At 64.9% G+C, this 19764-nt stretch carries 14 protein-coding genes; 4 read left to right on the top strand and 10 right to left on the bottom strand.

Annotated features, from left to right (window positions below):
- Complete coding sequence (locus NA3_RS01375) at positions 1 to 1275, bottom strand: MFS transporter (RefSeq protein ID WP_062961739.1); 1275 nt, start codon at positions 1273 to 1275, stop codon at positions 1 to 3.
- 209 nt (positions 1276 to 1484) lie between these two features.
- On the opposite strand from NA3_RS01375, the gene NA3_RS01370 reads away from it, so the two are divergent.
- Positions 1485 to 2027, top strand: coding sequence for a pyridoxamine 5'-phosphate oxidase family protein (locus tag NA3_RS01370; RefSeq protein ID WP_062961815.1), 543 nt, complete (start codon positions 1485 to 1487; stop codon positions 2025 to 2027).
- Between the two features lie 3 nt (positions 2028 to 2030).
- Here NA3_RS01370 and mycP read toward each other — a convergent pair whose 3' ends face one another.
- Together mycP and eccD are read right to left on the bottom strand one after the other, a co-directional pair.
- A complete protein-coding gene (gene mycP / locus NA3_RS01365; protein WP_308189559.1) occupies positions 2031 to 3392 on the bottom strand; it encodes a type VII secretion-associated serine protease mycosin in 1362 nt (453 codons plus the stop codon).
- 61 nt (positions 3393 to 3453) lie between these two features.
- A complete protein-coding gene (gene eccD / locus NA3_RS01360; RefSeq protein WP_062961738.1) occupies positions 3454 to 4920 on the bottom strand; it encodes a type VII secretion integral membrane protein EccD in 1467 nt (488 codons plus the stop codon).
- Positions 4921 to 5079: 159 nt separating this feature from the next.
- Here eccD and eccCa point away from each other — a divergent pair, with 159 nt between their 5' ends.
- The 3 genes from eccCa (at position 5080) to NA3_RS01345 (ending at position 10055) form a co-directional block, all read left to right on the top strand.
- The gene (gene eccCa / locus NA3_RS01355; RefSeq protein WP_062961737.1) at positions 5080 to 9120 is read left to right on the top strand and encodes a type VII secretion protein EccCa; all 4041 of its coding nucleotides are present in this window, start codon (positions 5080 to 5082) and stop codon (positions 9118 to 9120) included.
- Between the two features lie 266 nt (positions 9121 to 9386).
- Positions 9387 to 9701, top strand: coding sequence for a WXG100 family type VII secretion target (locus tag NA3_RS01350; RefSeq protein WP_062961736.1), 315 nt, complete (start codon positions 9387 to 9389; stop codon positions 9699 to 9701).
- A 51-nt stretch (positions 9702 to 9752) separates the two neighbouring features.
- On the top strand, positions 9753 to 10055 hold the full coding sequence (locus NA3_RS01345; RefSeq protein ID WP_036498258.1) for a WXG100 family type VII secretion target: 303 nt from the start codon (positions 9753 to 9755) through the stop codon (positions 10053 to 10055).
- A gap of 90 nt (positions 10056 to 10145) precedes the next feature.
- Here the strand turns inward: NA3_RS01345 and NA3_RS01340 are convergent, their stop codons facing one another.
- The 7 genes from NA3_RS01340 to NA3_RS01310 all read right to left on the bottom strand — a co-directional run bounded on the left by NA3_RS01340 (position 10146) and on the right by NA3_RS01310 (position 19708).
- Positions 10146 to 11423: a DUF7373 family lipoprotein gene (locus NA3_RS01340; RefSeq protein ID WP_062961735.1), complete on the bottom strand. Its 1278-nt coding sequence runs from the start codon at positions 11421 to 11423 to the stop codon at positions 10146 to 10148.
- A gap of 32 nt (positions 11424 to 11455) precedes the next feature.
- Complete coding sequence (locus NA3_RS01335; RefSeq protein WP_128145078.1) at positions 11456 to 12658, bottom strand: DUF7373 family lipoprotein; 1203 nt, start codon at positions 12656 to 12658, stop codon at positions 11456 to 11458.
- A gap of 74 nt (positions 12659 to 12732) precedes the next feature.
- Positions 12733 to 14349, bottom strand: coding sequence for a serine/threonine-protein kinase (locus NA3_RS01330; RefSeq protein ID WP_062961733.1), 1617 nt, complete (start codon positions 14347 to 14349; stop codon positions 12733 to 12735).
- A gap of 76 nt (positions 14350 to 14425) precedes the next feature.
- Positions 14426 to 15670 carry a DUF7373 family lipoprotein gene (locus tag NA3_RS01325; protein ID WP_062961732.1) on the bottom strand — a complete coding sequence of 415 codons (1245 nt, stop codon included), beginning with the start codon at positions 15668 to 15670 and terminating at the stop codon, positions 14426 to 14428.
- Positions 15667 to 16875, bottom strand: coding sequence for a DUF7373 family lipoprotein (locus NA3_RS01320; protein ID WP_062961731.1), 1209 nt, complete (start codon positions 16873 to 16875; stop codon positions 15667 to 15669). The genes NA3_RS01325 and NA3_RS01320 overlap by 4 nt, the downstream gene beginning before the upstream one ends.
- Positions 16876 to 17014: 139 nt before the next feature.
- Positions 17015 to 18433, bottom strand: a complete 1419-nt coding sequence (locus NA3_RS01315; RefSeq protein ID WP_062961730.1) for a type VII secretion-associated protein — start codon at positions 18431 to 18433, stop codon at positions 17015 to 17017.
- Between the two features lie 75 nt (positions 18434 to 18508).
- Entirely contained in the window at positions 18509 to 19708 is a 1200-nt protein-coding gene (locus NA3_RS01310; protein ID WP_062961729.1) for a DUF7373 family lipoprotein, read from the bottom strand.
- Positions 19709 to 19764: the final 56 nt, after the last annotated feature.

Here is a 19764-nt window from a genome sequence, read left to right as displayed (position 1 = left end):
CTACTGCCGGGCGGGTGTCTCGGGTAGCGCGCTCTCGCTCGTGCCGAAGCGAATTCCCTTGGCCTCCTTGCCGATCAGTGTCAGAAATGCCACCGCGATCAGCACCGGCACGATGGTCACCGCCAGGGCGAACGGATACCCGTGACTTTCGGCCACCCGCTCCTGGATCGGCAGATTGAGCGAGGCGAGCAGATTGCCCAGCTGGTAGGTCACGCCCGGATAGAAGCCGCGGATCGCATCCGGCGACAGCTCGGTCAGATGCGCCGGGATGACACCCCAGGCGCCCTGCACCACCAGCTGCATCAGAAACGATCCGAGGCACAGCATGGCCGCGGTCGTCGAATACGCGAACAACGGCACGATCGGCAGTCCGAGCAGTGCGCAGAAGATGATGGTGTAGCGGCGACCGTACTTCTGCGACAGGCTGCCGAACACCAGACCGCCGATGATGGCGCCGATGTTGTACACCACCGCAATCCATTTCGCGGTCGCCGAGGACAATCCCGCGCCGCCGTTCTCGACCGCGGACAAGAAGGTCGGGTAGACGTCCTGGGTGCCGTGGCTCATCCAGTTGAACGCGGTCATCAGCAGGACGAGATAGGCGAAGCGGCGGATCACGACCGGGTTCATCACCACATCACGCACCGAGGTCTGGGTGAGCCGCATATGTTCGCGGCTGCTCTCCCACGCCTCCGATTCACCCACGCGGGTCCGGATCACCAGGATGATCAGGGCCGGAATCACCGAGAGCGCGAACAGCCAACGCCAGGAAAGGCCGAGCCAGTTCATCACCAGCAGCGAGGCCAGCGAGGCGAGCAGGTAGCCGAACGAGTAACCCTCCTGCAGGAGTCCGGAGAAGAAGCCGCGCCGCTCGGCGGGAATCTTCTCCATCGCCAGCGCCGCGCCGAGGCCCCATTCGCCACCCATGCCGATGCCGTAGAGCAACCGAAGTATCAGCAGCACAGTGAAATTCGGCGCGAACGCGCACAGGAATCCGATCACCGAGTAGAACGCGACGTCGACCATCAGCGGAATGCGCCGGCCCACCCGGTCGGCCCACAGACCGAACAGCAGCGCACCCACCGGGCGCATGATCAGCGTTGCCGTGGTGATGAACGCGACGTCGGATTTCGGCATATCGAAGGAAGCGGCGATATCGGCATAGACGAAGACGACCAGAAAGAAATCGAAGGCGTCCATCGTCCAGCCCAGTTGGGCCGCGATGAACGAATTGCGCTGATCGGGAGTGAGACGTTGCCTGCCGGCGACTGTCATGGCTGTTCCTGCCCCTCGTGCGACGACCCGCGACGGTCGTACCGCCGGACCGCCGCTGCCAGAAATACTGAGTCATCGCCGGGCCGCCCGTGTCGATCTTGGGCGGATTTACCCGTGCCGACCAGGGCATATCGCCTATAACGGACGAACTTACTGCGCGCCCGCCGATGAATCCGTCCGCCACGCCTCGTCGCAACACCATGGACACTATGCAGACGACCAATCTCGCCGAACTGTACGAGCTGGATCCGCTGGACTGGTCGGCCGTCGTGGCCGGTCTGGACGCCGGGTTCCCGCAGGCGCCCGGGACGGGCGGGCCCGATCGGCACACCTGCTGGCTGGCGACGATCGATCCGGACGGCAGTCCGCATGTGACCGCGGTGGGCGCGTTGTGGGTGGACGGCGCCTTCTGGTTCGAAACCGGCCCGCGAACACGCAAGGCCCGCAACATCTCTCGCGATCCGCGCTGCACGCTCAGCGTGGCGTTGGATACGTTCGACCTCAGCGTGAACGGCACCGCCGAACGCGTCACCGACCCGGCGACGGTGGCACAGCGGGCCGCCGACTGGGCAGGCGAGGGATGGCCGTGCCGGGTCGACGATTCCGGCACGGCCCTGACCGCCGACTTCAGCGCGCCCTCGGCCGGCCCGCCGCCCTGGTACGTCTACCGCATCGTGCCGCGCGCGGCGACGGCGCTGTCGACGGTCGAACCGGGCGGCGCGACGCGCTGGCGGTTCGACGAGCCGCGGTGAACCTCACTCGCCGCGATCACCGAAGCGGCGGCGCAGCGGGAACGACGCGAGATATCCGAGCACGGCGAGCACGGCGATGACACCGGTTCCGATCAGCGCCACATTGCGGGAGGTGTGGTCGGGGGCCGGGGGAGTGGTCGGCACCGGAAGTTGCCAGCTCTTGGCGGCGCTGGGCCGCTTGGGCGGCAACGAATTCGGGACCTGTGCGGTGAGCGCGGCCACCGGGTCGACCGCGCCGTATCCGACATACGGATTCCAGCCCTCGGCGGGTGCGTGGGCGGTGGCCTCGATGCGCTTGATGACATCGAGCGCGCTCAGTTCCGGATAACGGGCCCGGACGAGGGCCGCCACCCCCGCGACATACGGTGCGGCGAAACTGGTTCCGGAGATCGGCTCGGCCTTGCCCTGCTGATCCACCTTCGCGACGGCCGTCCCCTTGCTGCGCGGATCGTCCCAGTGTGGGTCGAGCGAGGTGAGATTCTCGCCCGGTGCCGCGACGCCGACCCACGGGCCCGGCACGGTGAACTTCGAGGGCTGGCCGTTGTCGTCGATCGAGCCCACCGACAGCACATAGTCGTCCCACCGCGCGGGCGAGACGTTCAGATCGACCTTCGTCCACGGATCCGCACTCGGATCCAGCGGATCGATGACCGGGTTGGTGCCCTTGCACTTGTCGTTGTTACCCGCGGCCGTGACGACCACGACGTTCTTCTCGACGGCGGCGTAATGCACCGCGGCGCCGAGGTCGTCGTCGGGAATCGCCCCGGCCTGGCAGGCCACCTCGGACATGTTGATGACCGTCGCGCCCATATCGGCCGCCCGGCGCACCGCCTGCGCCAGGGTGTGGGTGGTGCCGTATCCCTCGGGCATGGCGTCGGGCCCCTTGTCGCGGCCGGCGCCCTTCTTCTGGAAATAGCTCGAGGTCTGCCGGATGCTCAGAATCTGCGCCTGCGGTGCCACACCCGAAAACCCTTGGTTACCGATGCGCGTCGCGGCGATGATGCCCGCCACGAAGGTCCCGTGCGCGTCACAGTCGTCGGTGCCGTCGCTGGCGGAGACGTAGTCACCGCCCGGGATGATGCCCGGCAGCCGGGGATGGCGCATCACGCCGGTATCGATCACGGCGACCAACTGCCCTGCGCCACTGGCGAACTGCCACGCCTTGTCCAGTTCCAGGCTGCGCTGCGCGGCCGGCACGGTCGGGCCGTCCCCGCCGGTGCTCGTGCTGGCGCAGGGTGAGTTCGCCGGCTGCTCCGTGGGGTCCGGCGGCGCCGGGTTACCGCCGGACGGCAGCGCCCCCGGATTCACCACCGGTTTGTCCGCGATCGCCGCACCTGCCCCCGTCGAGGCACTCAGCCCCAGCACCGCGACGACAGTCGCGACCCGAATTACTCTGCGCCCGAACCTTTTCGGATTCATGCGCGGCTCAGAGCGATCGAACGAGCGTGTACAGCTCGGCTACCCAGAACACCAGCGGCAGGACGGCGGCCACGAAGCCGTACTCCAGCAGCTCCACCGCGCGGCGCATCGGCGGCGTCGCCGACTGGTTCGGCACGATCGTGCCCAGGATCAATGCGGCGATGAGCATCACCATGGCGGCGCCGAACACCGCGAGCGGTTGTTCCACCACGAAGGCCGCGCCGACCGTCATGATCAGCAGAATGGCCGCACCGCCGGCGAGCAGCACCACCGCCAGCTCGGCGCTGACGTAGGTGCGGCTGCGGAACATCAGCACCACCGCGCAGACCAGGGCCAGCGCGATACCGGGCCAATAGGGGCTGTCCGCGGACGGATCGGTCGCGGCCAGCGCTCCGATCACGGTCACCAGTGTGGTCGCGCCGACGAGGCCGGCCAGATACATCCGCGCGCGTTCGGATTTCGTGCGCAGCACATCCATGGTGGGCAGGGCGCGGTGGTCGTCGGGATCGTCCTCGGTGGGGTCGATCGGAGTGCCGGGCGAAGGCACCGGCGGCAGTGGCAGTTTCGCCAGCAGCATCGACACTCGCGGTGCCAGCGACAGTCCGCCGAGTGCGAGCGCGGCGGCGACCGCGCCGATGGCCTTGACCGGCTGGGAGGTGAGCAGGCCGACCAACGCGGCGGGGATGGCGAAGACGGAAAGCGTTGTGGCGCCGATGAACAGGGCCAGACCGACCCCACTGACGCGCCAGGCCAGCAGTGCCGTCGCGCCGACGAGTACCGAGCCGAGCAGCAGATTCGCCCAGCCGTAATGGTCGGGCACGATCAACATGCCGGCGGCGAACGCGCTCGGCAGCGCACAGCCGCCGAGCACCAGCGCGGAGGCGGTGTCGCCGTACATGCGGCTCATCACCGTGCCGGCCACCACCAGCAGAATCGTCAGCACCGCGGCGATGGACCCGGTGATCCAGCCCGCCATCGCATCCGGCGCGGCCAGCAGGCCGGTGCATCCGGCGAGCATGGTCAGCACCGCGATGATCGATCCGGTGATCCGCGCGACCTGCGGTGACCAGCTCCGGAAATGGTCGGCGTCGGCGATCGCGACGTTGTACATGATGTCGTCGAACAGCGGACTGGGCGCGACGTGGTCGGCACTTTCCAGCATGAGCAGTTCGCCGTCGCGCACGCCCTGTTCACCCAGGCTGAGCGAATTGGAGAACGGCGGCTGCCCGATGCGCGCCAGCACCCATTCGGCCGGCTGGAATTGTTCGCCGCTGTTGTCGAAATCGTTGGTGCGGCTGTGCTGCGCCACCATGTCGACCACGCTCGGAATGACCAGTGCGACCGGAACGTCGACCGGAATCGCCATATCGACCTGCGTGTGCTTGGCCAGAATTGTCACCCGCGCCAGATCGGGCGCCCGGACGATTCCGCGGCTCGAATCCTCTTCGATATGGTCCAGTCGCGCGTGCGTCACGCTTCCCCCAACTCCGTCTCTACCTGGTGTTTCAGCATGCGCTCCGGTTTGCGGTCGCGCGGCCGATCCGTGCAGAATGCTGGTCGAACTGTACGACATGTCGGCCGCTGCCTCTACACTGAGTCCGCAGTACAGCCGCCGAAGGGGGATCTTCCGTCGATGAGCACTGTCAGGTTCCAGCGTCGTGCGCGCCGGGAGGTTCCGAGGTCACCGGGCGGCGAAGTGACACTGCAACCGCCGCCGGAGATTCCACGCGCGATACCGGGCAGTCTGCTGGGCAAACTGATGCCCGTCGTGATGGTCGTCGGCATGGTCGGAATGATGGCCATCATGTTCACCCGCGGTGGAGGTATCGCCTCCAACCCGATGAGCATGATGTTCCCGATGATGATGGTCTTCTCCATGGTCGGCATGTTCGCCGGTCAGGGCGGTAAGGGGCAGAAGGCCGCCGAGGCCAACGAGGACCGCAAGGACTATCTGCGCTACCTGGACCAGGTCCGCAAGGACGTCGACGAAACCGCTTCCCAGCAGCGCGCGGCGGTCGAATGGAGCCATCCGGAACCGGGTTTGGTGTGGATGCTGGCCGGCACCAGCCGCATGTGGGAACGCCGTCCGGGGGACAAGGACTTCTGCCACGCGCGCATCGGGCTGGGCGGTCAGCGCCTGGCCACCCGCCTGGTCTCGCCGGAAACCGGCCCGGTCGAGGAACTCGAGCCGATCGCGGCCGTATCGCTGCGTCGTTTCGTGCGTACGCATTCCACGGTCCCGGACCTGCCCACCGCCATCGCGGTCAAGGGCTTCGCCACCATCCAGCTCAACGGCGACCGCGCCCAGGCGCGCGATATGACTCGCGCGATGTTGTTGCAGCTGTGCATGTTTCAGGCACCGGACCAGGTGCTGGTCGCGGTGGTCTGCGGTCCCGACACCGCCGCCGAATGGGAGTGGACCAAATGGCTCCCGCACACCCAGCATCCGGATTCCCAGGACGGCGTGGGTACCGAGCGCATGGTCTACGGTTCGATCCGTGAACTCGCCGACGGCCTGAATCCGTTGCTGCACAACCGCGTTCGCTATTCGCGCAACCAGCCCGCCAATCAGAATCTGGTCCACATCGTCATCATCGTCGACGGTGGTCTGCTCGAGGCCGAAGAGGATTCGCTGCGGGAATCCGGGTACGAGGGCGTCACCATCATCGATCTGTGCAGTTACGCTCCGCGCCTTGCGGTTTCGCGCGGCATTCAGATGGTCGTCGAGAACGGTGAATGCGTCGGCCGCGGCGCCACCGGCAACATGGAACGCTTCGCCCTCATCGACCGCATCAGCGCGCGCCAGGCCGAACAGGTCGCGCGCCGCCTCGCTCCCTTCCGGGTGGCGGCGGTCCAGCGTGGCGGCGAGGCCGTGGCCGAGGAGAGCGGAGAGGTCATCGACACCTGGGCCAAGCTGATGGGCCTGGGTGATATCGGAACCTTCAATCCGGAAAACGGATGGAAGCCGCGTTACGGCCGTGACCGGTTGCGGGTGCCGTTCGGTGTCGGCGCCGACGGCTTGCCGGTTTACCTGGATATCAAGGAGGCGGCCGAGGGCGGGATGGGACCGCACGGCCTATGTATCGGTGCCACCGGTTCGGGTAAGTCGGAATTCCTTCGGACGCTGGTGTTGTCGATGCTGGCAACGCATTCGCCGGACCAACTCAACCTGGTTCTCGTCGACTTCAAAGGTGGTGCGACCTTCCTGGGCTTGGAAGGTGTTCCGCATGTGGCGGCCATCATCACCAACCTGGAGGAGGAAGCCGACCTCGTCGACCGTATGAAGGACGCGCTGGCGGGCGAGATGAACCGCCGCCAGGAAGTGCTTCGTGACAAGGGCAATTTCGCGAATGTCCTCGAATACGAGAAGGCTCGCGCGGCCGGCGCGGACCTCGACCCGATGCCGGCGTTGTTCGTCGTGCTCGACGAGTTTTCCGAACTGCTCAGTCAGCACCCTGATTTCGCCGAACTCTTCGTGATGATCGGTCGTCTGGGCCGATCGCTCCACGTGCACCTACTGCTGGCCTCACAGCGCTTGGAAGAAGGCAAGCTCAAAGGCCTCGAATCACATCTGTCCTATCGCATCGGATTGAAGACGTTCTCGGCCAATGAATCTCGCCAGGTTTTGGGCGTTCCCGATGCCTACAACCTGCCGAACAGTCCCGGTGGCGGATATCTGAAGTCCGATTCCGGTGAGATTCAGCGATTCCAGGCTTCCTACGTCTCCGGCCCCTATGTGGGTGGCGGATCGCAGCGAGAGGTGACGCAGGCAGGAATTGTCGGCGGCGAGATCGACATCAATGCACGGCCTTTCATCGCTGGGCAGGTGCCCTTCAGAGCCAGCGACCGGCTCCCGCTGCCGCCCGAGCCCAGCATGATCGAGGAAGTCCAGCAGGACGAAAGCGCCGAAAAGATCTCCAACCTGGGCATGCTGGTATCGCGCATCCAGGGACACGGTCGCCCCGCCCACGAAATCTGGCTGCCACCGTTGGACGAGGCGCCGACACTCGACCAGCTCATTCCGCGCTCGATACTCACCGGTGAGTACAGTCCCGTCGCGAGTTTGCGCACCGCCATAGGAACAGTGGACCGCCCGTACGATCAGCGCCGCGACCCCATGGTGATCGACTTGTCCGGGGCCCGAGGCAATGTCGCCATCGTCGGTGGCCCCCAGTCCGGTAAATCGACCGCACTCCGGTCCTTGATCATGGGTATGGCGTTGACCCATACCGCCGAACAGGTGCAGTTCTACTGCCTCGATTTCGGTGGCGGCACGCTGGCGGGGCTCGAGGGCCTCCCGCACGTCGGTTCGGTGGCGGGGCGCCTGGACGTGGACAAAGTCCGCCGCACCATCTCCGAGATGACCACCATCGTCCGCCAGCGGGAAATACGTTTCCGCCAATTGGGCATCGAGTCGATGGCCGACTTCCGCCGTCTACGCGGCACCGACCCATCGAGCAGTCCCGCGGCCGCCGGGGCACACGAGGATCCGTTCGGAGACGTCTTCCTGGTGGTCGACGGCTTCGGCTCCATCCGCCAAGATTTCGACGCCCTCGAACAGCCGATCATGAACCTTGCCACGCAGGGTCTCTCGTACGGCGTGCACGTCGTGATCGCGCTGAACCGCTGGGCCGAAGCGCGCCCCGCCCTCAAGGACCAGATCGGCACCCGCATCGAACTTCGCCTGGGTGATCCGATGGATTCCGATCTCGGCCGTCGCGTCGCTGCCTTGGTTCCACAGGGCCGGCCGGGCCGCGGTATGACTCCGGACGCAAAGCACATGCTGACGGCTTTGCCTCGTGTGGATGGGGATTCGAATCCGGAGAACCTCGGTACAGGCGTGGCGGAGTCTGTTGCAGCAATCGCGCGGATGACCCCTGGTCGACCGGCGCGGCAGGTCCGTATGCTGCCTGAATTGCTGACGCGCGAGGACATTCTCCGGAGTCTCGGCAACTGGCCCGCAGGTGTGGACACCCGGCATCCGAACCTGCAGATCCCGATCGGCTTGAACGAATCCGAGCTTGCGCCGGTCATGCTGAACATGTCCGAGCAACCGCATTTCTTGATCTTCGGTGACAGCGAATGCGGCAAAACGAACTTGTTGCGCAGCGTGATCAGGGGGATCCTCGAATCGAACATGCCCACACAGGCCAAGCTGATCCTCGGCGACTATCGCCGAACCCTGCTGGGTGTGATCGAGACCGATCATCTGGCCGGCTACGCGCCCTCCTCGGAGATACTCGAAAAGATGATGGCCGAGCTTGCGGGCCTTCTTCGCAAGCGGATGCCGGGGCCGGACGTGACTCAGCAGCAGCTGCGTGAGCGTTCGTGGTGGACCGGGCCCGAGGTCTATGTCGTTGTCGACGACTACGACCTGGTATCCACGTCGAGTGGCAACCCGCTCGGGATCTTGGCCGAGTTCTTGGCGCACGCAAAGGACATCGGCTTCCACCTCATCATCGCCCGGCGGTCGGGTGGAGCCTCGCGGGCGCTGTACGAGCCCCTGGTGTCGAGAATGAAGGATGTGGGCACGACGGCCCTCATCATGAGCGGTAACCGTGAAGAGGGCGTCTTGCTGGCAGGCATCCGGCCGAGCGAAATGCCGCCGGGCCGCGGCACGCTGGCGACGCGCGCGGGGACCAGTCTCATCCAAACGGCCTGGAGCCCGGAATGATTGTGGACAACCTGTCCGAGAGATGGCACGCTAGGTGCCAATTGGACACTCTCGGCCAGTGGCAGCTGTCCGATGTCGAAGGGGGAGGTGGCGAACCGTCGATCATGACGTATGACCGTTTGAGTAGCCGATCGCTTGGTCTGGCTCGGTCTATTCGAGGCAAATGGTTGGAACCGGCAGTGCTCGGGCTGCGTCCAACTTTCATGTAGAGACCACCACTGCCGTCATCAGCAGACGACGGTGAGGACAAACCAGAGGAGCTTATTATGGCGCAGTCATTCAATCTCGATGGTGGAAAACTCGACGAATTCATCAGGCAGATGAACGATCTTCACACGACCATCGACGGCCACGTGCAGACCGCTCGTGCCACGGCGGGAGAGTTGGCGCATCACCTGCAGGGTGGGGCAGGCGATGCCCTTCAGGCGACGTTCGAACGTTTCCTGGACGCAGCGAAGCTGATGAACGACAGTCTCCTGCAGAACGCTGACAACTTGCAGGATGTCAACAAGAAGTATGGTCACGTCGAAATGGACCAGCTGCACCACCTCAAAGAGGTGGATTCGCTTCTGAACATGTGACGGTGAGCTCGTCCGACCTATTCTGACTACAGACATTCATAAGGGGTAACAATGGCCGACTTCGGCTCGATTTCATACAACTTCGGCGGCATCAACGACGGCGGTAGTCAGCTTCACACCGTTGCCAAGAACATCACCTCCGAACTCGAGGACATGGAACGCAAGTTCCAGGCGTTCATGAGTGAAAACTTCGGAGGTGCTGGCGCCGAGGCATTCCAGCAGGTCCAGGTCAACTGGAGCCAGCAGTCCAACGAAATGTCCGCGGCGCTCGCGCAGCTCGGCGTCAAGACCGTCAACGCTGGTGAGGCGATGCAGGGCGCGGACATTCTGGCCGCGAAAATCATCGGCGGCTGATCACGAGGCTTATCGGAAGGGCTGGCCGTATTCCGACGGGAATGTGGCCAGCCCTTTCTGCATCGCTACTCGGAGCGCCTTCAGTTCCTACTACATCCATTCACTGTTTGCCAGTAGTGCGTACTCTGCGGCCGCGCGTTGCTGCGCATCGTCGAGCTGCCGGCTCCATGTGACCGCGACATAGTTTCGGTACTGTATCGCGCAAGTGAATTGTCGATAATAGCCGTTCTCGGGAAGCTGCTTGCATTTCGAGTTCGGAAGGCTCTTGGGAGTCGAGCGGGCGTCGGGATCGGTCAAGAGCTTGTCATAGGCATCGCGGGCAGAGGATTGGCCGGCGCTTCGATACACGATGGCACCGCCGTCTGCGTTCCGCACTATTCCCTTTCCGAAAGCCTGTGCGTTGCCCCCGGCATTGAAATCCCGCGACATCAGACTGTAGGCATCGGAAACGGCGAACCGATCGATATGTGTGGATTCGTAGAGTGCTTTCGCTTCCGCTCTGTCGGTTTGAAGTTGCAGAAAGCCCCGCTCCTCGTACGTGCCCAGTGATCCGTTACGAGGAAGATAATACTTGTTCGGGTTGATAACTCTTCTCATCATGTCGTCAGGGCCCGGTTCGAGTTTGAGCACTTGCTCGGGTGACAAAGGCGACAGCGAGTCGAGCATCGGCAACTGTTTATCGTACGTCTTTTCGACGAGAGTCGTGAGATTGTCCAGTTTCCCGTCCGGGATCTGCGCGAACGTGCTGACTACATACTGACCTCGGGCAACGACGGAGCCGATGGTAGGCGTCCCGGGCTGCCAATGGGAATGAGCCTCCGGATATTTACCCAGACGTACAGATTGGTTTCGGTCCGGTGCTACATCGAAGTCCGCCTTCTCGATTTCCGAGGCGGCGCGATTCGCGCTGTCGTTGCTCGGAAACTGCATTATGGCGAGCGTAATCAGCGTTGCAGACGGTATAGATTGGCCGGTCAGGTCCGGCTCGTGGTCGCTACTTCCTGAAGCGAACCCGAACATGGGCTTGAACCGAATCGCCGCCGCAGCACCTGCTTTGGACAGTACTCGTTCGAAATCCCAGCTCTTCTCCAAGTTCTGAGCGCCGGTGCCGTACTTCAGGTTTGGATCTACATCGAGGCCGGTTACCATGTGGTTCATCAATCGAATTTCAGCCAGCGCCGAGCCGTTCTCTACCGTATGGCTGTACTCCTGGTAGGTGTCGATGGGTTCGGTGGGATATTGTCCGGTGTCCAGATGTCGGACATCGATCTCCCCCGAAACTGGAAATCCGGACTTGATGTCGCCGCAACCCGCCATTGTGATCAAAGTGGCAAAGGTGAGCAGCAGGGAGCGTGAGATTTTGCTCATGATATGGCTCGATTCATGGCGTGATTCCGCGGCTAGTTCGAGTTTTCCAAGATCGCGTATTGGGCGGATGCCCGCTGGTGGACGTCGATGAGTTGGTTGGAACTGATTTCCGCAACGTACTCGTTGTATCGCAGATAGCAGCGAAATCTGAATCTTCCGTAATCATCGCCCCGGTATTCGTAGCATCGAATCCAGGGGAGATTCTTGGGTGAGCCGACCAGTCGATCGAGCTTATCCGGAGCGGAGTGCGCAATGAGCAACTTCTGTGCGGAGGCGGCGTCTTTCGCGCGATACAGCCGACTCCCGTTGCTGGCCATCCAATCCATTCCGGTCACAGCGAACAAGTCGGCGTCGGCGCCGGGATCCGATGACATATGAAGCGCGGCGTGCCGGTCGTAAAACCCGGGGGCGTCCTTGGCGCTCTCGGTGGATGAGCGCCGCAGTGTTCTGCCGAGCATGTTGTCGTGGTCGACCGGCGCTGTCGCGAGTTGCTCGGGGGAGGTCGGCGTGAAGCGATCTATCGCCGGCGCGATGACCGACAGACTTTTGGTGGTCAACTCAGTTAATTCTGCACGCGGGTCTTCGTGTAGTTTCTGTTTTGCGCCGTCCGAAATGCTCAAATAGATCACGAATCGGCCGTGTGCGGTGTATGAATCCAAATATTCTTCACCGGGAACCCAGTAGGAAAGGGTGCCCGGATGCCCGTCGATCGCCACCGGCTGAAAGTCCATTTCCGGCGATCCATGGATGTGATCCGAAAGCGTGCGATCGTACAAAGACTTGGCTGCGCCTGTTGCGGAATCCTGGTCAGTGAACAGGAGTACTGAGTACGAAATGGTCTGGGCTATTCCGAGGTCCCTCTCGGACCTACCCCATGTGTAGTAGCCCGCGATGAAGCCTTTCGCGTCGTCATCCAGGTTCTCGGAGTCGATGCCGGCGATAGACGGGTCCAGCCACGCGTGTACATCGGAATCGGTTACGCCGGCCTGATACTTGAAGCGCGGGTCGATTTCCATTGCGAGGGGAGCAACGCTACCGAGTCTCTGACCCTCCATAATTCTGGCTCGGGCAGGGTTCGGGCTTCCGACCTTACCCGGTGACGTGGTGAAACCTCCGACGTCGAGATCGTTCACACTGACATGTGGAGACGGATCTATACGGTCGGATTTCCCCTGATCTGAGCCGCACGCAGCGCTGAACGCAATGACGACCGCCAGCAGCGTCGCTGTCGGCATACTCGATCTTCGCAATATCCCTCCCCATGCATTCCTGCATTTCTGCGAATGAAATCGCAATCTGCGGTAGCCGCCTACCGCACGCGCTCATGCAATAGTGGTACCAGTTTGGTGAGCATGGTCTGCTCGGAATTCGTCCCCCAGTTTCGAATCGCCGCAACGGTCGAAGCATCATCTAGTGGAACAACGGTGGCGCGTGAGCTGGTCAACTGGAAGGGCAGCCCCAGAAGTCCACCGCCTCCGGCGCTCTTGTCGCTGCGTACCGCGAGAACGTAGCTGTCGTCCGAAAATTTGAACGCGTCGTAGTCCGTGTCCGAAATCGGACGCGGCGACGGCTCGTCCCCCTTCTTCGAATAGTTGAGGTTGTAGACGAACCCCAGGTCTTCGAGGAACTTCGTCTGCGGCGTGCCCTCCAGGTAGATGGCGAGTTTGCCGTCGTTGGTGACATCGACGATCGTGATGGTTTTGCCCGCGAACGTCGGATTCGCTGCGCGCGCTTGGGCAACCGACGTGTACGACGCTGCCGCGGTCGTCGTCGCGGCTTCCGCTGCCGAGGTGGTCGTCGGCCCCGTCCCGCCGGAATTGCCCTGGGTCGCCCACATTCCGATGCCGGCGGCCAAGGCTACGGCGGCGAGCGCTCCGACTCCGCCGAGGAGTAAGGGTTTGCGGCTCTTGGGTTTCGGTTCGAGGAGGCGGGAGAGGTCGGGGTCGGGGCGGTGGCCGGTGTGGGTGGGGATTCCGGATTGGGTCTGGTGGGGGAGTTGGGCACGGGGATCGGTCTGCGGTCGGGGATCGAAGACCTGGATGGGGTAGGTCGGGGAGGTGGTGGTGCGGACCGGGCTGTGTCCGGGGGTGAGGGCGTTCGCGGCGGCGTCGGTGAGTTCGCGGCAGCTGGTGAAGCGGTCGGCGGGATTCTTCGCCAGGGCGCGCGCGATGACGTGGTCGATCGCCGGTGGGAGCCCGGAGTTGACGGCGGTGGCGCGGGGCGGGGGCTCGTAGAGATGCCCCATCATGACCATCGCGGGCTGGGTTGCGGGATACGGGTTCTGGCCGGTGATCAGCTTGTAGAACGAGCAACCCAGGCTGTAGATGTCGGCTCGGCTGTCGACGGCCATGCCCTGGAGTTGTTCCGGCGGCGCATAGGCGATCGTCGCGACGAAGCTGCCGGTCTGGGTGAGTTCGGTGGCGTCGTCGGCGGATTTGGCGACGCCGAAATCGGTGAGCAGGACGCGTTCCTCGTCGTCGTCCTCGGGGGTCGACAGCAGGAAGTTCGCGGGTTTGACGTCGCGGTGCAGGAGTCCGCGGCGGTGCGCGTAGTCCAGGCCCTTGCCGACCTCGGTGACGATGCGCAGGGCGCGCAGCGGAGTCATCGAATGCGGATCGCGGGCCAGTTCGGCCGAGGCGTCGGTGCCGTCGACGTACTGCATGGCGATCCACAGCTGGCCGTGTTCTTCACCGCGGTTGTAGACCGACACGATATTCGGATGGTCCAGGCCGGCAGCGAGATTGGCCTCACGTTCGAATCTGCCCCGGAATTCGTGGTTGGACGACAGTTCACCGCTGAGCACCTTGATGGCGTCCATGCGCGGGAGGCTGGGATGTTTGGCGAGATACACCGTGCCCATCCCGCCGGCGCCCAGCTGGCGAACGATCCGATACCCACCGACGATGGTGCCGGGACTCATCACCATCAGTAACAAACTCCTGGTAGTTCGGCGGGCCGCGTATCGTCGCGGAGCTTACTGGACTTCGAGGTGGGCGGTCGAGTCACGGCTGCCACTGGCTGTTGGCGAACAGCGCGTACTGCGCGGCCGCGCGTTGATGGACGTCGACCAGTTGATTCGAGGTCACATAGCCGACGTAGTTGCGGTACGCGACGATGCAGGTATAGCGCTTGGAGCCGCCGTCGGCATTCTTCGTACCGTTCTCTACACATGCCGAATCCGTCAGCCCGGGAACCGGATCGACGGCGGGGCCGCCGCCCTGGAAGGTGATGCGTTCGGTGACAGCCTTTTTCGCCGAGGCGACGTCGGCGGCGCGCAACACCAGAGCGTCGGAGGTTTTGGCGAATTCGTCGGCCTTCAAGGCGGCGACGCTCTGCGCGGCGGCTTTGCGGTCGGAGGTGTAGTGCAGAATTCCGTGCGGGCCGAATACGCCGTTGTCGTCGCCGTACTGGGGACGCCCGGACTGGCCGGTGTTGAGCGCCCGGCTGAGCAGGTAATCCGGATCCCAGGGAAGTTTGACCGTGTCCTCGTCGGAGATCGGCTGCAGCCGGTCCAACAGGGGGAATTCGACGTCGAGGGCCTTCTCGGTGAGGGAGGTGAGGCTGTTCAGGTTCGGCGTCGGCGTGAGGGCCAGTACCGACACCACATAGGAGCCGTGCGCGAGGAAGGAGCGGATCGATGGTGTTCCGGGGAGCCAATGCGCGTGCGCATCGGGATATTTCGCGAGCGGAACCGGCTGGTTCTGGTCTTTGTGGGCGTTGAAATCGGCGTTGTAGAAATCGGTGGCGGCCCGGGTGGCGCTCGCGGCGTCGTTGAACTGCATGACCGACAGTGCGAGCACGGTGGAATAGGGCTTCTCGGGTTTCGGCCAGCCGGAGAAACCCCAGCCCGCGTCCTTGTCGCTCGCCGCGGTCGAGAATCCGTACACCATGTGGTCGCGTTTGGCGACGGCCTCCATATCGTCCTCGTTGCCCAGCGCATCGGGCAGGACGCCGGCGGAGAAACTGCCCGCCTTCTCGCGCTTCGTCAACGCCGGGTCGACCTGATCCGCGGTCACCACGTACTCGGCGAGGCGCATGCCGGCGGCCTCGGGCGCGTTGACGAAGCCCGGCCGATAGTCCACGTGGATATCGAGCGGCCGCACCTCGTAATTGCCGACATCGAGCTTGCGGACATCTATTTCCGACGGGCCCGCCCAGCCGCCGACGGTCGCGCCGCACCCGGTCGCTGCCAGGAGTCCGACGAGACAGGCCGCGGCAGCCGCCGCCCGGACCGATCGTGTGGTCATTTCGGATCCGCCTTCACCAGAATGGTGTACTGGGCCGAAATGCGTTGCTGCGCATCCAGTAACTGCTCACCCCATGCCAGCGAGGCATACCTGCCGTAGTACACCGAGCAGTAGAAGCGGACGGCCAACGCCTCCTTGCCGTTGTATTCCCGGCATTTCGCGACCGGAAGATTCCGCGGGGGCGCCGCCTGCTTGAAATGTTTTTCCGCTCCGCCCAATTCGTCGCGGATATCGGCGGCGGCCGCCGCATCGCGGGCTCGGTACAACTCGTTGCCGTAATCGGCGAAGCGGTCGACGCCGTCGCGGTCGTACCACACCCGGGACTCGCCCGGATCGCTACTGAAATGCAGCCCCGCATGTCCGAGATAAACCCCGGGCGGGTTGAGCCATTCGCCGGTCGCCTCCTTCGGCCGGATCATGGTCCTGCCGAGCATCCCGTCGATGTCGACCGGGTGGTCCATCAGCTTGTCCGGCGGTGTCGGCTGAAATTTGGCGAGCGCGGGCACAACGGTGTCGAGGCTCTTCTGCACGCGCGAGACGAGCGCGGGGAGATCGACCTTGTTGAACCAGTTCTTGGCCTGGTCGTAGACCGAGGTGTAGACGACCAGCCGACCCGCCGGATACCAGTTGGCGATCGCCTGTTTGGTCGGCACCCAATGCGCATGCGCCAGCAGATAATTGGGGATCGCGACCGCTTGCGTCTGGGGGTCCCGGCCGAAATCACGCCGCTCCAGCGCCGCGGCGACCTCGGTCGCGCGCTGCTCGGTCGGGAAGATCATGGCCGCGTTGACCAGCTCGCTTCCCAGGTTGTCCGGATCGTCGCGGCCGTAGGACGCGAAGCCGCCGATCAGGTCCGGGGCGTCTTCGGCGAAGTTGCCCAGGTCGGTGAAATCCTTCATCACCGACGTCTTGGGATCGAGGAAGACCAGGGTGTCGAGTTTGCCGGTGTGGGTGAAGGCCGGGTCGATATCCATCGGCAGCGGCATCGCGCTGCCGAGTCGTTCCGCCTCGTAGAACGCGGCCTGACCCGGATTGGCGGGTTTGCCCATGTCGCGCGGCGTGGCGTCGTACGGCCCGACGTCGAGACCGCTGAGATCGACGGTCGGCTCGGCGGCCGGAGCGGGAGTCGGATCGGAGCCGCATCCCGTCGCGGCCAGCGCCAACGCGGTTACGGCGGCGGCCAGCACGCGCACGGAATTTCGCATAGTCCCCTCCCACAGGCTCCACGCCGGCGAACACTGGTGCCTGCTCGGCCGACGCTGCGAAGAAGATAGCACCCGCCTGCGACGGGTGCCCTTCACCGGCGGCGGTACCCGGTGTGCGGGCGTCGGCGTGGGCCGGGTGTCACGTCCCTGTCCGCAGATCGCCGACGAACTTCTCGCAGACCGCGGCCATGGGCTGCCAGCCGCCGGTGGGGTATTGGCAGCCGACGCTGACCTGCAGGCCGGAATCCACCAGAACCTGCCAGCGCACCGTGGTGCCGTCACCGGGAGTTTCCTCGTAGGACAGCCCGGGGCGTCCGCCGAAGATCACGTTGCGCTGCAACGGCCCGACCGTGCCGGCCGGCCGCTTGGCGATCTGGGTTTCGAGCGCGGCGGCGACGTCCTCGATGCCGGAACCCGCTGCGAGGTCCTTCTGGACCAGCGAAATGCGTTCGCGCGCACCGTCGTTCGGAGAAAAGTCGACCCGGGCGGCGGTGCGATTGGTGATATGCCAGCCGGCCGGGACCACCGCGCCGACCCGCCCGAAGGTTTCCGTGGGTGGTGCCGGCGCCGCGGACGGGGAGGTGACGGCGGACGGGTGCGCCCGGGTGGGTTCGGCCGTATGCGACTCGCCGCCGGATCGGGTCAGCACGACGGCCGCCGCCACGGCGGCGACGACCACCGCCGACACAGCGGCACCGACGAAGAGCGGAGTGCGGCGCTTCGGTGGCGGCGCGGTGGCGGCCGCATGGTCGTGCAGGGAGCCGACCCACGGTGTCTGCGGGGCGAACTGCGCGGGTTCGGCCGTGGGAGGCATCGCGGGCCCGCCGCGAACCAGGTCCACACCGGACATCGCGCGCAGGTCGACACCGAAGCCGTAGCGCCGGGACAGTTCCGCGCGCATCGCGTCGAGCAGTGCGGGTTCGGCGGTACCGACGACCACGAGATAGCTGGGTTTGCGGCCGCCGAGCAGGCGATCGACGACATCGACGACGGCCTGCACGCCACGGCCCTCGGCCAGGTCCGCGGATCCGATCGTCGGCTCGTATTCGCAGGCCTCGATCCAGGTCTCGGTGCCCGACCGGCCGGTGAGGGTGACGGTCGTGGTGAGTGGATTCAGTTCCACCACCGCGATGCGCTGCTGCTGCGATGTGCTCGCGGAAAGTCCGGCCACCCGCAATGCCAGCGGCTCGACGCCGATCTCGCCGACCAGGCGGCGGGCGCCGGCTTCGAGCGCGGCGCGGCGGCGCGTGCCCCACTCCGACGGGCTCACCACCGTGAGCCGTTCACACGCGGTGGGCAGCCGCAGATTCGTCAGCACCGCGCCGAAGATCGCGGCGAAAGCGTCGGCGACGGTCGGCAGCATCGGGACGAAGGCGATGCGGTCGGCCGCGGCCAGCCGCACCACCGAGACGGCGGGGGAGGGCGGCTGAAGTGGTTCTCCCACAACCAGACTCGCGCCGTCGCTGGCGGGGACGATCGAAGGAGCGCCGTCCCAATGAGTGGATTCGCTGCGCGCCCACAATCGGCTGTCGGTCAGTACCAGATCGACCGTGGACATCAGCTCCCCCTTCCAGGCTGGGTCTCGCGGCATAGTACTCCAGCACGGTGACGCGCCCGCGCCACCCGGGGCCGGTCAGAAGCTGTTGGCCAGCAACGCATACGCCGCGCCCACCCGCTGATCGATATCGTCGCGGCTGTTGGCGTTGACGACCTCGACGTATCGCCGGTAGGGCACGTAGCAGCGGAATCTGCTGTCCTTCTGAGGATCTCCCGCACTGGTGAGCGTCAGGCATCTGGCCCCGGGCACCGACTTGGGCGCGTCGGCCGGCTCGTACTGCTCACCGGAACCGGAGATCAGCCCTGTGATCATGCGCGCGCCGGCATCGGCGTCGCGGACGCGCAAGACCGAGCTGTTGTCGGCGACGGCGATGGCATCCATGCCGGTGTCGTCCACGAGGCGCTGGCGTGTGGTCTCGTCGGAGGAAATGTGCACGAATGCCGGTGCGGCATAGACCGCGAAGCGATCGGCATCGGGTGTGCGGTTCGATCGGTCGCGCACGACCGCGCGGGCGAGCAGGCCGTCCGGATCGACCGGCAACGCGTCCAGTCCGCCGGCCGGCGTCGCCTGGAAGTGATCGAGTGCCGGCACCTCGGCATCGAGGGTCTTCTGGACCCAGGCCAGCAGATCGGCCTCCTCGGAGCGGGGGCGCTCGATGAACAGCGAGATCACGAACTGCTTGTAGGCCATGAAGGTGCCGATGGTGGGGATCCCCGGACGGTAGTGGATATAGGCGTCCGAGTATTTCGGCAGTGCGAGTTTGCGATTGAGGTCGGGTGCGACGCCGAAGTCGACATCCTCGAGTTCGCGCGCGGCCTGCCGGGCAGCGGACTCGTCCGGGAAGCGCAGCACGAGATCGGTGACCGAGGTCGCCGCGGCCGCGCTGTCCAGCGAGCCGGGCTTGTCGGAACCCGCCGCGACATAGGCGACGATCATCTTGTTGCGGTCGAGCACCGGTTTGGAGACCGCGGCCAGCAGGCGGCGGGTGGCCTCGGTGCTGTCGGCGACGACGCGCCCGCCGGCGCCGATCGTCAGCGAGGGGTCGATGCGGACGGCCGGGACCACGGCCTGTGACATCCGCATCCCCTCCGCCAGCGTCCCTTTGCTGCCCGCGGTGGCGTCGTAGCTGTGGCGGTCGACCGGGTACGGGCCGACATCGAGGGTGCGGACATCGATCTCGGCCGCGATCGGGGTGCCCTGCACGCCGCAACCGGTCAGCACGGCCAGCAGTGCGGCGCAGGTGAAAACCAGAAATCTGCGAATCGTTCGGTCCACGGACCGCCCCCCTTCTCCCGGTGCTCTCTCCCGGTTCTCCACCATCGAAATTACCG

Source organism: Nocardia africana NBRC 100379 (genome assembly GCF_001612635.1).
Classification (GTDB): domain Bacteria; phylum Actinomycetota; class Actinomycetes; order Mycobacteriales; family Mycobacteriaceae; genus Nocardia; species Nocardia africana.
This window is presented reverse-complemented; position numbering and strand designations above follow the sequence as displayed.